The sequence below is a fragment of the Mucilaginibacter sp. A3364 genome (assembly GCF_059690715.1).
This window is the reverse complement of sequence record NZ_JCAWED010000003.1, coordinates 272,163-285,662: the sequence shown is the minus strand read 5'-3', so window position 1 is coordinate 285,662 and position 13,500 is coordinate 272,163. Positions and strand designations below refer to the sequence as shown.

Sequence of the window (13,500 nt, the reverse complement as noted above, 5' to 3'; positions counted from 1 at the left end):
ACTTGTGAGGATTTATCGATCAAACAACTCCCTATTTATATCTTATCTGTTAACTTTACATTTTTAATTTTTTACAATATGGATATTAAGGGTAAAGTACATGAAGTTTCTCCAACCGCGCAGGTTACCGAGTCACTTAAAAAAAGAGAATTGATAGTTGAATATGTCGAGAATCCGCAATACCCGGAATACTTGAAATTTGAGGCTATCCAGGATCGTTGCAGCTTGTTAGACAGTGTAAAAGTTGGTGATGATGTTGAGGTTTTCTTTAACCTTAAAGGTCGCCCCTGGACTGACAAGACCGGCAAAAAAAGCTATTTCAACTCGATGCAGTTATGGAAAGTTAACGTATTGAGCGGTACCCCTGGTGCTGCTGCGCCAGCATACGCGGCCCCTGCCGATATCAGCGCTGCGCCTGAGGATGACGATCTGCCGTTTTAATTATAACAGCAATAAAACAGAAAAACCCTGCCTGCCGGCGGGGTTTTTCTGTTTTATTCATCGCGCCCCGCGCGATATGTTAAAAATTGTTAAAGCCCATCATACTAGCGCTATTTCAAATATTTTTGTATGATAGATAAAGCGCAACCAGTTTGAAAAAAAGCAGTATCAGGGTAATTATTGGTTTGATGAGTTTTGCACTGTTGGGTGTAATTGCTATGCAATTGTATTTCCTTACACAGTCGTACAGCATGCAATCCAAAATTTTCGATCGCTCGGTTAACGAGGCGCTGGAGAACGTAGTTACTAAGCTTAGTCGCCAGGATGCTGATAAATTTTTAAATGAGAGGGCCCATAAGGACGGTCGTGCCCCGCACGATGAACTTAAAAGCGAGCAGCGCATTTACACGATAGCCAACCCAGGCAGCAACGAGCGCAGTATAGTAAACGAAGACTCGCTTAAAGAAAAGAAAAACAAAACCGCCCGCGAAAAGAAAATTGCCCTGCTACGCGATAGCCTGCAGCGCATGATCATCAACCAAAAGCTGGATGAGGCCTTAATGGCGCCCATGAACCTATCGGTAAGTTTTGAGGGTTATGTTGATGAGTTTGGACAGGAGCAGGTGCGCGCCACCAGGAAGATAACGCGCCTGCCATCAAGCGCAAAGCGCAAAATATATAAGTACGATACCATCCGCTATGTTTACCCCGACCCGCAATATGGCAACCAGGTTATTTACGCGCGCCAGATAAACCCGCAGTGGAAAGAAGAGCAGCAGCGCATCCGCATCCGCAAGGAAAAAGACCGCAAAATGCGCGAGGTTAAAAAACTATTGACTGCCGATTCGATAGCTAACCTGACGCCTGCCGGCAAACCATCGGTAATGCAAAACCTGTTTGCCGAGTACCAGCGCTCGGGCGAGCCGTTGGCAACCCGCTTGGATAGGATATGGATAGATTCGCTGTTGCGTTTTGAGTTGCATAACAAGGGCATCTTTTTGCCATTTAGCTATGATGTTACCACGGCTAATAACGACTCGCTGATATTTTCGAACATCACCGCCAGTAGCGAAAAACCTAAGTTTGTAGAGGCAAGCTCCTATCAAACCCCCATATTCAGCAAAGAGGTTATTAATGATCCGGGGATGATCAAGCTGGCTTTCCCTAATAAAAACTCGTTGATATTAGGGCGGATGAAGGTGACCATGGCCACTACCGCCGGTTTATTATTTGTGTTGATATTTTGCTTTGGCTACACCATATTCACTATCCTGCGCCAGAAAAAAATATCTGAGATGAAAACTGATTTCATCAACAACATGACGCATGAGTTTAAAACCCCGGTATCAACCATTATGATAGCCAGCGAGGCTTTGAAAGATACCGAGATAACTGCCGATACCAGCCGTATATCGCGCTTAGCTAATATTATCTACGAAGAGAATGCCCGCCTGGGCAGCCACATTGAGCGTGTGCTGAACATAGCACGTATTGACAGGAACGATTTCAAAATTGATAGTCAGCCGGTTGATATTAATGAGATGATAACCCTGGTGCTGGATAGCATGTCGCTCAAACTGCAAAAGGCCGAGGCTGTGGTTGAGCTAAACCTTGACGCCGAAAATGCCATTATCAAAGCCGACGAGTTGCACTTCAGCAATGTGCTGTACAACCTGATAGACAACGCTATTAAATACAGCGAAGGCGCCCCTAAGATCACCATCAGCAGCCTGAACAAGAACGGCCATGTACTCATCAAAGTGGCCGATGAGGGTATAGGCATGAGCCGCGACCAGCAGAGCAAAATATTTGAGCAGTTTTACCGCATACCAACCGGCAACGTACACAATGTTAAAGGCTTTGGCCTTGGCTTAAGCTATGTTAACACCATTGTGAAACGTTTGAATGGTACCATCAACGTACGATCAGAAAAAGATAAAGGCTCGGAGTTTGAGCTGAAATTTGCTACTGCATAAGCGCAATACAACTGTAACAATTACCGTTTTATAGCATCACAATACATATACATAAACCTACCTGTTATGAAAAAAATATTACTGGTTGAAGACGATCCTAACCTGGGGCAGCTATTGCAAGACTATTTGCAGCTTAAAGGAAAGTTCGACGTTGTTTTGTGCACCGATGGTGAAGAGGGGCTTAAAGCGTTCTCCAAACAAAGCTTTGACCTGTTAATATTGGATGTAATGATGCCTAAAAAGGATGGCTTTACATTGGGTAAAGATATCCGAAAGGTTAACGAACATGTACCCATCATCTTCGCTACCGCCAAAGGCATGATAGAAGACAAGACCCAGGCTTTCACTTTAGGCGGTGATGATTATATTACCAAACCCTTCCGTATTGAAGAGCTTCTGCTACGCATAAATGCCTTGCTTAAGCGCACCGAGAGTGCCAACAAGGGCGAAGAGCAACAGCAATCTCAATTTAATATCGGTAAATACAATTTTGACTACCCCGCACAAACCATCGCCATAAACGGAGGTTCGCAAAAACTATCAACCAAAGAGGCTGAACTGCTACGCCTGCTATGTTTGAAAAAGAACGAGGTCCTTACCCGCGAAGAAGCCCTGCTAAGCATATGGCATGACGATAACTACTTTAACGGCCGCAGTATGGATGTGTTTTTAAGTAAGATACGTAAGTATTTGAAAGACGACCCGGCGGTTGAGATCGTGAATGTACACGGGCGCGGATATAAGTTGTTGATCAACTAAAAATTATAGATTTTCAAGATCGTTCAGGTCTTTTGAGCGGCCGGATGCTTTTTTTGCGTCTATTAGGTTGTTGTAATGTATGGTCCGTATATGTAATCCGTCTTCTTCAAAAAATACTGAATTTTGGTAACACAGATCAAAGTCTAATCCTTTTACCTGTGTCATGATATCAATGGATGTAGGTGGCCTGCCAAAACTAAAAACATCCAAATCAGTCTGATTTATGAAATTATGAGCGGTCATGTCAAATACTGACATTCCAAAATCATTAAATGCCAGTTTAATTTTTTGATAATTTTCAAGAGATTGCTCTACCCAGATATCCATATCCCCGGTAGTGCGCGAATAACCATGTAGGATTACTGAATATCCGCCTACAAGAATATACTTAACATCATGTTTATTGAACTGATCAATGAAATCTCGAAAATCGTCGTTGAAGATATTTCCCATTATTTACGGCTTCGAACACTAAATGCATTTCTATCTAATTTAGGCGGAGCATTTTCAGGATAATTAAAAGCGACGCTATTAAGATAGTTAGCAATACGTAGTCGTTCCTGCCAGGTAAGATGTTTATAATAAACGGAATGATTGGATGCTTGTTCAGCAGTTTGTGCTTTAAAAGCAGTTTTATCTAAACGACCTAAACTCATATTCAAATATAAGCACTCCCCGTAACATTCTCATACTCCCTATTTGTTTTGACGCAATTAATAAATAAGTTTGTTAGCAACTGACTTATTATTATCATGAAACAAAAATTACTATGCACTATCCTGTTGGCAGCAGGGACTGTGGCCGGCGCGTTTGCTCAAACCGTCGACCAGAAAATGCTTGATCGCATCCGCGAGGAGGGTATGTACCACTCTAAAGTTATGGAAACCGCTTTTTATTTAACTGATGTGTCAGGCCCGCGTTTGGCCAATTCGCCGGGTTTGAAGCGTGCCGAGGAATGGGCGGTTAACGCCCTTAAAACCTGGGGTATGGTTAATGCCAAGCGCGAACCATGGGGCAAATTTGGCAAAGGCTGGGAAGTACAGAAAAACTACGCCGCTATCACTGTCCCTTACTACCACGCTATTATTGCTATCCCTAAAGCATGGACACCGGGCACAGATGGCCCTATAAAATCAGAAGTAGTAGTGATCAAAGCCGACTCGGTTAGCGACCTTGCTAAATACAAAGGCAAGCTGAAAGGTAAAATTGTAATGCTGGATACCAAAGCACCTACAGAACGTACCTTTAAAGCCGACGCTTCACGTTATACTGATGCTGAGTTAGAAGAAATGGCTAACGCTAAGCCGGTTGCTCCGGGTACTGCACCAGCTGCACGTACGCGTAATCCTGCCATGGCCGGCATGATGGGTTTGATACAGCTACGTGCTGCGTTAAGTAAATTTTATGTTGAAGAAGGCGTAGGCTTGGTATTGGCTCAAGGTCGTGGTACTGATGGTACCGTGTTTACCACCAACGGTGCCTCATATGCCGATACTGCTAAAACTGTTGCCCCCGAACTGGAAACCAGCAGCGAAGACTTTCAACGCATACTACGCCTGGTTAAAGGCAATGTGCCGGTAACTATGGAAGCTGATGTTAAAACCGAATTCTTTACCCGCGACCTGCAAGGCTACAACGTAGTTGGCGAACTGGAAGGCAGCGACAAGAAAAGCGAATTGGTGATCATTGGCGGTCACCTGGATTCATGGCATGCCGGTACCGGTGCTACTGATAACGCTGCGGGCAGCGCGGTAATGCTGGAGGCTATGCGTATACTAAAACGTGTAGGCTATAAACCGCGCCGTACTATCCGCATCGTTTTATGGAGTTCGGAAGAGCAGGGTTTGCATGGTTCGCGCAACTATGTACTGAACCACTTTGGCGACCCGAAAACCATGACACTTAAACCTGAACAGGCTAAAGTATCCGCTTACTATAACTTAGACAACGGTACCGGTAAAATACGTGGTGTATACACACAAGGTAACGAGGCTATTGGTTCGATATTTAAATCATGGTTAGCGCCATTTAAAGATCTGGGTGCAAATACAGTTACTATCCGTAACACAGGCGGTACCGATCACCTGGCGTTTGACGCGGTAGGCATACCGGGCTTCCAGTTCATACAGGATGAGGTTGACTACAGTAGCCGTACCCACCACAGTAACCAGGATACTTATGAGCGCCTGATAGAGGATGACTTGAAACAAGCTGCTACCATCGTAGCCACCTTTGTTTACCAGACATCGCAACGCGACGAAATGATGCCACGCAAGGAGTTGCCAAAACCAGCTCCGGCGAGAAATTAAATAAAACCTGAATTGAAATACAAAGCCCCTGAACATTCAGGGGCTTTTTTGTTGATGTAAACATAAGCGCAGGGTGTCATGCTGAGGCACTCGAAGCATGCGGGCAAAGGCCTCTGCGCTCACCCTTCGACAGAACTCAGGGTGACAGCCCATTTAACAGGGTGCGCCACTTTTAAAGTGGCGCACTTGGCACACCAAAAAAAGGCAAAGTATTGATAGTTAATAATTTACGCTAAAAAGCGGCGCAATGCGGCGCACCTTGTTTTTATTTTAAATTATTGATAATCAATAATTTAAAATAAAAATCATAATTTACAGAAGACGAAAGTGGCGCACCCTGTGCGAGTCGAAGACGTCTATCCTCTGCCTGTCGATTGCGTAGTTTTATGCCCGCTATGTTGCTATCCGGTAGTGTATCTATTATATATTAGTCCACCATTATAGAATAACCTACTTGCTATGAAATTAAGAATTGTTACGGCAGTTTTTGCCTTGCCGCTACTATTACTATCGGGGTTTAAACCCAAACCCAAACCAATTTTGCCTTTGGGGCTAATTGCACCTATCGAAAAAGACAGCTTGCTGTACGCATCCGGTTTCAGGATGATGGGCGAGTCGGTGAATAAATTATTGTCGCCCTCATTTACCGATGAACAGTTTCGTGCCAATATTGAACGCATCAAAAAAATGAAGTGCCAGGTATATATGTGCAACATCCTGTTCCCATCAGCCATGAAAATAGCGGGGCCTAATGTGGACGAAAATGCTGTACTGGCTCATGTAAATATAGTTTTTGCCCGTGCTAAAGCCGCCGGTATAAACTATGTTATTTTAGGCAGCGGCGGCTCTCGCCGCATACCTGATGGCTATGACCCTAAAAAGGCGCAGGCAGGTTTTACGGTATTGTGCGGTAAAATGGCCCAATTGGCGCAAAAGCATAATATTACTTTGGTTTTGGAAAGTTTAGAGATTGCAGAAACCAATTTCCTGCTTAGCGTAAAATCAATAGCCGAAGTGGTGCGTGCTGTTAATAACCCGCATTTTAAACTGAATGCCGATATTTTCCACATGCTGCGCGAAGGCGAATCACCGCAAAGTATTGTTGATGCTGCGGATATTTTAGTGCATTGTGAGATAGCTGAAAAAGAAGTACGCAGCGTACCTGGCATTAAAGGCGATGATTTTAAACCTTATCTGCGCGCGCTAAAAAAAGCAAAATATAAAGGCCCCATTTTTATGGAGCCCAGCGCGAAGTATACCGATGCCGAATTGAAAAATTCGTTTAATTATTTGACGGCGCAGATTGAAGAAGTTTGGGCGGAGTAGGCCAAAACTATAAAAATGTCATTTCGACGAGGAACGAGGAGAAATCTTATACGCTTTGCTAAGTCGCTCGTATAAGATTTCTCGCTATGCTCGAAATGACATATCGGAGTGTGAGTTTGAATGAGCGTAAGGTGTCATGCTGAGCTCCGTCGAAGCATGTGGGTAAAGGCCTCTACGCAGACCCTTCGACGGAGCTCAGGGTGACACCCTATTAAATCTTATCCTACTCCAACACTACCTTTTGATGCTGATGCGGTATCTCAATATTGGCAAAGCCGTGATCTTTTAATCGCTCGGCGAAGCGTTGCTGTATATCGTATTCGCCATGTACCAGGAATATCTTTTTAACCTCCTTAGGATCCTGGCATTGCAAAAAGTGAAGCAGGTCCTCATAATCACCATGAGCACTCATGCTTTTAATGGCTTGTACTTCGGCTTTTACATCATATCGTTCACCAAAAATAAATACCTCATGGTCGCCACGCATCAGGTGGCCGCCAAGCGAATTTGGCTCACAATAGCCAACCAACAGTATGGTGGTTTTAGGGTTGTTGATGTTGTTCTTAATGTGATGTTTCACCCGGCCGGCCTCGGCCATGCCCGATGAGGAAATAATAACACAAGGGCGCGGGTCTTCATTCAGCGCGATGGATTCTTCGGTAGATTGTACAAAGCGCAATCCTTTAAAAGCGAACGGATCATCATCTATCTTCAGTACTTCCTTCACGCCGTTGTTATACACCTCAGGGTGATCTTTCAATACCTGTGTAGCTTTGTCAGATAGGGGGCTATCAACAAAATAAGGTACATCCGGCAATACGCCTTTTAACTCCAGTCCATTCAGGGCATAAAGCAATTCCTGCGTACGGCCTACGCTAAAAGCAGGGATGATCACTTTCCCTTTTTTCTGTATACAGGTGTGTTTAATGATCTCCAGCAGCGAATCCTCAATAGGGCCAAGGTCCTTGTGTAATGAATCGCCATAAGTTGATTCCAGCAAGATATAATCAGCCTGCGGAAAACGTTGCGGGTTTTTCAGCAGCAGATCGCCATACCTGCCCACATCGCCGCTAAACGTAATATTGGTTTCCTTGCCATTTTCGGTAATGGTTAGGTGTACCGATGCGCTTCCCACTACGTGGCCCGCATCAGTAAAATTGAATTTTATGTTATCTGTAATGTTATAATGCTCGTGGTATTCTACAATTTTAAACTGGCGGAGGGCTTGCATAGCCTCTTCGTCGGTATACAAAGGTTTTTCAAGGGGCAGGCCTTTGCGGGCGCGATGCTTGTTGCTGTACTCGGCATCGCTCATCTGTATCTTGGCCGAATCCATTAGCAGGATTCGGGTTAAGTCCATCGTGGCCGACGTGCAAAAAATCGGGCCTTTAAAGCCCTGTGCTACCAGGCGCGGTATCAGGCCGCAATGGTCAATATGCGCGTGTGACAGGATCATGTAATCCAGCTTGGCCGGGTTAAAGCCAAAATGCTCGTTGTAGTCTTCAGATTTTTCGCCCAGGCCCTGGAACATGCCGCAATCCAACAATATGCTGGTGCCGTCCTCTGTGTGTATCAAGTGTTTGCTGCCGGTAACGTTACGTGCGGCGCCGTGAAAAGTTATCTCCATTAAAATTAGCCTCTATTCAGGTGTGTTGAAAGTAACGAAACCCTTCGACAAATGTTTATTTAAAAATAAACTAAAATTTTAGTTGTAAATATCGATTCTAACTAATAACTTCGTTTGTAAGTTATAACTAGTACTATATTATTGCAATAACACCATGGAAATTAAAGAACTAACGCGCGCCGAAGAACAATTGATGCAAATATTATGGCAACTAAAAAAAGGCTTTGTAAAAGAAGTGATGGAAGAGCTGCCTGAACCTAAGCCTGCTTATAATACCGTATCAACCATTATCAGGATTTTGGAGACCAAAGGCTTTGTTGATCATACTGCCTATGGTAAAAGCCACGAGTATTTTCCTATCATCAGCAAAGAGCAATACCAAAACTTTGCTACCGATAAGTTAATGAGCGGTTACTTCGATAATTCTGTAAAACACATGTTTTCGTACTTCGTAAAAAAGGAAAAGATCGACCTTAAGGAAGCCGACGAGATCATGAAACTAATTGAAAAACTTAAAAACAAGTAGCTATGAGTTGGTGGCACTATTTATTACTGGTAAATTTTTACCTGGTACTGTTTTTCGGCTTTTATGCTTTGCTGCTCAGGCGCGAAACATTTTTTCAGCTAAACCGCATATACCTGGTAGCAGCCTCGCTATTGTCGTTCTTTATACCACTCATGCAGGCCGAATGGGTTAAAAGCTTATTCATTACCCAAAAAATACAAAGCACTATTTACAACAGCCCGGTTATGGGTTATACCATTACGTTTATACCTCAGCAAGATGTATTGACGGTGGGCGAGGTACTTAATGCTTTGTATATAGCGGTTACGCTTTTTTTAGTGATACGATTGTTTTGGCAATTGCTGATACTGAAGAAGCAGATAGAAAAGCCCGAACCATCTGCCGCTTATTCGTTTTTCAAAAAAATAAGCATGGGCAAGGATGCTGAAAAGCATAAAGCTATTGCCGCGCATGAACAGGTACACGCCAAACAATGGCATTCGGTTGATGTGATGATCATCGAAACCGTAATGATATTGAACTGGTTTAACCCAGTGGTTTATTTATATCGCTTCGCCATAAAATATATACACGAGTATATAGCCGACAGGCAGGTTATACAAGCCGGTACCGATAAGGCCGAATACGCTATGCTGCTGCTAAGCCAAACTTTTAACGTGGAAACACACCACCTTGCTACACCATTTTTTAACAACAGTTTATTAAAACAACGAATTATGATGTTGCAAAAAAACAGATCACAACGCATTGCCCTGGCCAAGTACGGCCTTTCGGCACCGTTGTTTATACTCATGCTGATATTATCATCGGCAACAATAAACAATAGTAAGGCGGTTACAAGTATTAATGATAAAGCCGAGAAAGTATTTGAAAAGCCGGCCACAGAAGCTGTTGCCGCTATTGCCGATAAAACCGGACTGGAAAAACCGGTAGCCGCAATAACCAATATTATTACACCTACAGAGCTGGACGAATTAAAAGCCGAAGTGCATGAAATGCCGGTGATCGATACTCCTATCTACTCGGCTGTTGAACGGCAGCCTTCATTCCCGGGCGGTATGCAGGCCTTCTATGCATACATTCAAAATACTGTTCGTTATCCTAAAATTGATCATGATAATAAAATAGAGGGCAAGGTGTACGTAACTTTTGTTGTTGAGGCTGACGGTACGTTGTCAAACATTAAATCATTGCGCAGCCCCAGCGAAACACTTGCGGCCGAAGCTATGCGTGTAATGAAACTTTCGCCTACCTGGAAACCAGGCTACCAAAATGGTAGCGCGGTAAGAACGCAATATACTATACCTATAGCCTTTACGCTGGCTTCTGCAGCGCCGTTGCCGCCGGTAACGGGAGCTTCACCAAATAGCGATAACAAAATTTTTTCGGCAGTTGAAGAGCAACCCGGTTTTCCTGGCGGAATGGAGAAATTCATCGAGTTTATCAACAGCAATATTAAATATCCTGCCGCCATGAAGGAGAATGATATTACGGGTAAAGCTTATGTTACTTTCGTTGTAGAAGCTGATGGCGCGCTGTCGGGTATAAAAGTGCTCAGAGAGCCGGGCTATGGTGCAGGTGCCGAAGCGCTAAGAGTAATGAAACTATCACCTAAATGGAATCCGGGTTACCAAAACGGGCATCCGGTGCGTACGCAGTATACCATACCAATTGCATTTGGCAACAGTAAAACCACCGTTTTGCAGGGGCGTGCTGATGGCGGAGCTTCACTGTCAACACGAGAGCCCGGATTGTTAAATAACGCACTGTTTGTAGTAGACGGTAAACCGCTTGATAACGAAGCCGGCCAGAAGTTTTTCAAAAGTACTTCGCAGGATCAAATTGAAAGCATGGAGATCTTAAAAGATGCAGTGGCGTTGTATGGGGAAAGGGCTAAAGATGGGGTGATAAGGATAACGACTAAAAACGGCGCATCCGCAAATGCGGCGATTACCCTACGCGGTAATAATATGTTTGCTAAAGACCCTTTGGTTATTGTTGATGGCGTTACTAAAACTAAAGCCGAATATGAGTCTATCAAACAGGCTGATATAATGTCTATAGAAGTATTTAAAGACGAATCAGCCACCAAATTATATGGTGATAAAGGAAAAAACGGTGTAGTAAAAGTAACTACCCGAAACGCCTGGAAAAAAAGCAACTAACCTAACCATTATACAATGTATGCCCTGCAGATAACTTATTTGCGGGGCATTATTTTTTATGCAAACTTTTTTACGGATTTGGCACCTTAGTTGAGTATAAATTATTAATTTTGGCCACTGAAAAGCAAATAATTACTAAACATGAAACCATTTATTTCAAAAAGTTTTTACGGTGTTATCAATTACCTTGGCGCTATAACATTAATGGCATCACCATGGTTGTTTGATTTTGAACACTTCCACGTTGGTCACGCCTCATTCTTTTTACCTTTAGTATTTGGATGGTTGCAGTTAATTATGGCTATTTTTAGCAATAGCAACCACGGTTTGATCAAAATATTCCCTATGCAAATGCACCACGTGCTTGATGTATTGGGCGGCTCATTCCTGTTAATGTCGCCTTTTGTATTTGCTTATTCGCAGTACGTATTCTGGCCACAACTTTTACTGGGTAGCTTGTTCTTCCTGGCCGGTATCTTTACCAAAGGCTCGCCATTATTGTCAGAGGCTGACCGCGCGCCACTTCGCGAGGCTGGTATTTGGTCTACAGATTCGCATGAAGGCAGATTAGATCACTAAGATCTTTCCATAAGATATAATAAAAAAGGGGGCAATTTAATTGCCCCCTTTTTTGTTGCATCATGTTTTGGTTTAGAAAACTTCGTTCAGGCCTATAAATATACCTTTTGAGCCATATTTACCTACGGCATAGTCAATACATAGGTTTGAGCGGGTATACTTGTTAAACAGCAGGCGCAGGCCCGCACCGCCACCGGGTTCAACATATTCTGTTACGTTAACATTGCGGTTATTGCTGCCTGCCGGCATATTAGGATTGTTAGGCCGGTTGTTACTGGCCGATTGGGCATTTGCAAAAAGCACACCGCTGATCAATTTATTCTTTGTTACCGGGAAACGGTACTCAGCCTCGCTAAACATGTACGACAGGCCTTTAAAACGGCCAATAGTATAACCCCTGCCCATGCGGTTAGCAGCATCGCTGCCGGTGCCTGGCAGCTCCATATAAGGTATCTTACCCTTAAGGTGGAAACAGCTCCAATACCAGAAAGCCAGCACATGCTCTTTGTTTACACGGGATAAGCTCCAGTATTTTCTAAACTCGGTTTTTAACTGTAAAGCGGTAGCATCGCTACCCATCCATTTTTCGTTGGTGCGCAATACCACATCGGCATATATGCCTTCGTAAGGGCGGTTAATATGATCGCGCGAGTTATATTGCAGGTTAAACAGTAAGCCGTTGGCCGAGTAGCCATGGGTGTTAAATCCGTTTATAACGCTGTACCTGAAATTGTGCGAAAACATATTCGGTCCTATGCGTCGCTCATCATCAATGTCATGGTAAATATTAAACATCACACCAGCGCCGGCATACACATGCGGAAATATCTCTTTATATATACGTTCTGATATTTTGATGTATGAATATTTTATAGGGAAAATATCCTCATTATTTGCCAAAGGCAAACCGTCGATAGAAAAGCTACCCTCGCCACGCACCGGGCGACCGGTACCTACGCCATAATCAAGCGCAACCGTTTTGCCAACCTGCACGTTACCCTGCAGGTTGTAACCATCGTTACTGGTGTAGATATTGTTTTTAAACTCAAAATTCGCCAGGCCTTTGGTTGATAAGTAGGCATTGGCATTGAGTACCGACATGGTTGTTGTTTTGGGATTGCCAAACACCTTACCTACGGTTGATGTTACACCCACCGCAAAACCCACACTGGGGTTAAAGCCGGCAGAAGGCAGGGTAGAGGCATTAGAGTGTTTTTTGACTACGGTATCAGTGGCAGCTTTTTTCTTGCTGAAAATTGAGCTGATCACTTCTTTCGCGTCTTTTTGTTTGCGCAGGGTTTCCGGCGAGTCTTCCCGCTCCTGAGCCATTAAAATCCCGGTGCAAGCCAGCACCATGTATACTGTAAGAGTATACTTCCACACATTTTTATTCAATTAAAATCAGGTTTAATCAACTGCAATATAGTCATAGAAATGTAAAATACAAACCAAGAGTAACATTAATGATACAATTAACAACTGATAGGGATAAGCTTGCTTAATAAGCAATGGCAGGTAAAATAAAAAGCAATATTCTGTGAATGAGAATATTATCCGCCAGGAAAACAATTTGCCGCTTTAGCAGGTAATTGTAATTAAACCTTCGGTGTAGCCGGATAGTCAAAAAAAATAACTAAAACTAAATATTATGAGTGTAGTTGAAATTTGTTGGGATTATTGGTTTGGTAGTAAGGATAAACTATACCGTGAGATCTGCAACGCGCAGATCTATTAATTAGCCAATAAAAAAGAAAAGGCCCCTGATTACATCAAGGGCCTTTATTATTTTAAG

At 43.4% G+C, this 13,500-nt stretch carries 12 protein-coding genes; 8 read left to right on the top strand and 4 right to left on the bottom strand.

The window, feature by feature from the left end:
• The first annotated feature begins 78 nt into the window (after nucleotides 1–78).
• The 3 genes from AC59JT_RS19580 to AC59JT_RS19570 all read left to right on the top strand — a co-directional run bounded on the left by AC59JT_RS19580 (nucleotide 79) and on the right by AC59JT_RS19570 (nucleotide 3,176).
• The gene (locus tag AC59JT_RS19580; RefSeq protein ID WP_497402302.1) at nucleotides 79–441 is read left to right on the top strand and encodes a DUF3127 domain-containing protein; all 363 of its coding nucleotides are present in this window, start codon (nucleotides 79–81) and stop codon (nucleotides 439–441) included.
• A 152-nt stretch (nucleotides 442–593) separates the two neighbouring features.
• Nucleotides 594–2,417: a sensor histidine kinase gene (locus AC59JT_RS19575; RefSeq protein WP_497402300.1), complete on the top strand. Its 1,824-nt coding sequence runs from the start codon at nucleotides 594–596 to the stop codon at nucleotides 2,415–2,417.
• 66 nt (nucleotides 2,418–2,483) lie between these two features.
• Nucleotides 2,484–3,176, top strand: coding sequence for a response regulator transcription factor (locus AC59JT_RS19570; RefSeq protein WP_497402298.1), 693 nt, complete (start codon nucleotides 2,484–2,486; stop codon nucleotides 3,174–3,176).
• A 3-nt stretch (nucleotides 3,177–3,179) separates the two neighbouring features.
• Here AC59JT_RS19570 and AC59JT_RS19565 read toward each other — a convergent pair whose 3' ends face one another.
• Both AC59JT_RS19565 and AC59JT_RS19560 read right to left on the bottom strand, forming a co-directional pair.
• Nucleotides 3,180–3,629, bottom strand: a complete 450-nt coding sequence (locus AC59JT_RS19565) for a hypothetical protein (RefSeq protein WP_497402296.1) — start codon at nucleotides 3,627–3,629, stop codon at nucleotides 3,180–3,182.
• Complete coding sequence (locus AC59JT_RS19560) at nucleotides 3,629–3,832, bottom strand: hypothetical protein (RefSeq protein ID WP_497402294.1); 204 nt, start codon at nucleotides 3,830–3,832, stop codon at nucleotides 3,629–3,631. Before AC59JT_RS19560 ends, AC59JT_RS19565 begins: the two co-directional genes overlap by 1 nt.
• A 96-nt stretch (nucleotides 3,833–3,928) precedes the next feature.
• Between AC59JT_RS19560 and AC59JT_RS19555 the strand changes: the two genes are divergently transcribed.
• Together AC59JT_RS19555 and AC59JT_RS19550 are read left to right on the top strand one after the other, a co-directional pair.
• The gene (locus AC59JT_RS19555; protein WP_497402292.1) at nucleotides 3,929–5,485 is read left to right on the top strand and encodes a M28 family metallopeptidase; all 1,557 of its coding nucleotides are present in this window, start codon (nucleotides 3,929–3,931) and stop codon (nucleotides 5,483–5,485) included.
• Between the two features lie 459 nt (nucleotides 5,486–5,944).
• A complete protein-coding gene (locus tag AC59JT_RS19550) occupies nucleotides 5,945–6,811 on the top strand; it encodes a sugar phosphate isomerase/epimerase family protein (protein ID WP_497402290.1) in 867 nt (288 codons plus the stop codon).
• Between the two features lie 223 nt (nucleotides 6,812–7,034).
• Here AC59JT_RS19550 and AC59JT_RS19545 read toward each other — a convergent pair whose 3' ends face one another.
• The gene (locus AC59JT_RS19545; protein WP_497402287.1) at nucleotides 7,035–8,438 is read right to left on the bottom strand and encodes an MBL fold metallo-hydrolase RNA specificity domain-containing protein; all 1,404 of its coding nucleotides are present in this window, start codon (nucleotides 8,436–8,438) and stop codon (nucleotides 7,035–7,037) included.
• 154 nt (nucleotides 8,439–8,592) lie between these two features.
• Between AC59JT_RS19545 and AC59JT_RS19540 the strand changes: the two genes are divergently transcribed.
• The 3 genes from AC59JT_RS19540 (at nucleotide 8,593) to AC59JT_RS19530 (ending at nucleotide 11,708) form a co-directional block, all read left to right on the top strand.
• Nucleotides 8,593–8,964 (top strand): BlaI/MecI/CopY family transcriptional regulator, encoded by a 372-nt coding sequence (locus AC59JT_RS19540; protein WP_497402285.1) that lies wholly within the window; start codon nucleotides 8,593–8,595, stop codon nucleotides 8,962–8,964.
• Nucleotides 8,965–8,966: 2 nt separating this feature from the next.
• Nucleotides 8,967–11,129 carry a TonB family protein gene (locus tag AC59JT_RS19535; protein WP_497402283.1) on the top strand — a complete coding sequence of 721 codons (2,163 nt, stop codon included), beginning with the start codon at nucleotides 8,967–8,969 and terminating at the stop codon, nucleotides 11,127–11,129.
• Between the two features lie 141 nt (nucleotides 11,130–11,270).
• Nucleotides 11,271–11,708: an SPW repeat domain-containing protein gene (locus AC59JT_RS19530; protein ID WP_497402281.1), complete on the top strand. Its 438-nt coding sequence runs from the start codon at nucleotides 11,271–11,273 to the stop codon at nucleotides 11,706–11,708.
• A 72-nt stretch (nucleotides 11,709–11,780) separates the two neighbouring features.
• On the opposite strand, the gene AC59JT_RS19525 is transcribed toward AC59JT_RS19530, so the two are convergent.
• The gene (locus tag AC59JT_RS19525) at nucleotides 11,781–13,091 is read right to left on the bottom strand and encodes a BamA/TamA family outer membrane protein (RefSeq protein WP_497402279.1); all 1,311 of its coding nucleotides are present in this window, start codon (nucleotides 13,089–13,091) and stop codon (nucleotides 11,781–11,783) included.
• Between the last annotated feature and the right edge of the window lie 409 nt (nucleotides 13,092–13,500).

Coding starts and splice junctions, on each gene's coding strand:
- AC59JT_RS19580 (WP_497402302.1), top strand. CDS start 79: ATGGATATTAAGGGTAAAGTACATGAAGTTTCTCCAACCGCGCAGGTT.
- AC59JT_RS19570 (WP_497402298.1), top strand. CDS start 2,484: ATGAAAAAAATATTACTGGTTGAAGACGATCCTAACCTGGGGCAGCTA.
- AC59JT_RS19565 (WP_497402296.1), bottom strand. CDS start 3,629: ATGGGAAATATCTTCAACGACGATTTTCGAGATTTCATTGATCAGTTC.
- AC59JT_RS19560 (WP_497402294.1), bottom strand. CDS start 3,832: ATGAGTTTAGGTCGTTTAGATAAAACTGCTTTTAAAGCACAAACTGCT.
- AC59JT_RS19555 (WP_497402292.1), top strand. CDS start 3,929: ATGAAACAAAAATTACTATGCACTATCCTGTTGGCAGCAGGGACTGTG.
- AC59JT_RS19550 (WP_497402290.1), top strand. CDS start 5,945: ATGAAATTAAGAATTGTTACGGCAGTTTTTGCCTTGCCGCTACTATTA.
- AC59JT_RS19545 (WP_497402287.1), bottom strand. CDS start 8,438: ATGGAGATAACTTTTCACGGCGCCGCACGTAACGTTACCGGCAGCAAA.
- AC59JT_RS19540 (WP_497402285.1), top strand. CDS start 8,593: ATGGAAATTAAAGAACTAACGCGCGCCGAAGAACAATTGATGCAAATA.
- AC59JT_RS19535 (WP_497402283.1), top strand. CDS start 8,967: ATGAGTTGGTGGCACTATTTATTACTGGTAAATTTTTACCTGGTACTG.
- AC59JT_RS19530 (WP_497402281.1), top strand. CDS start 11,271: ATGAAACCATTTATTTCAAAAAGTTTTTACGGTGTTATCAATTACCTT.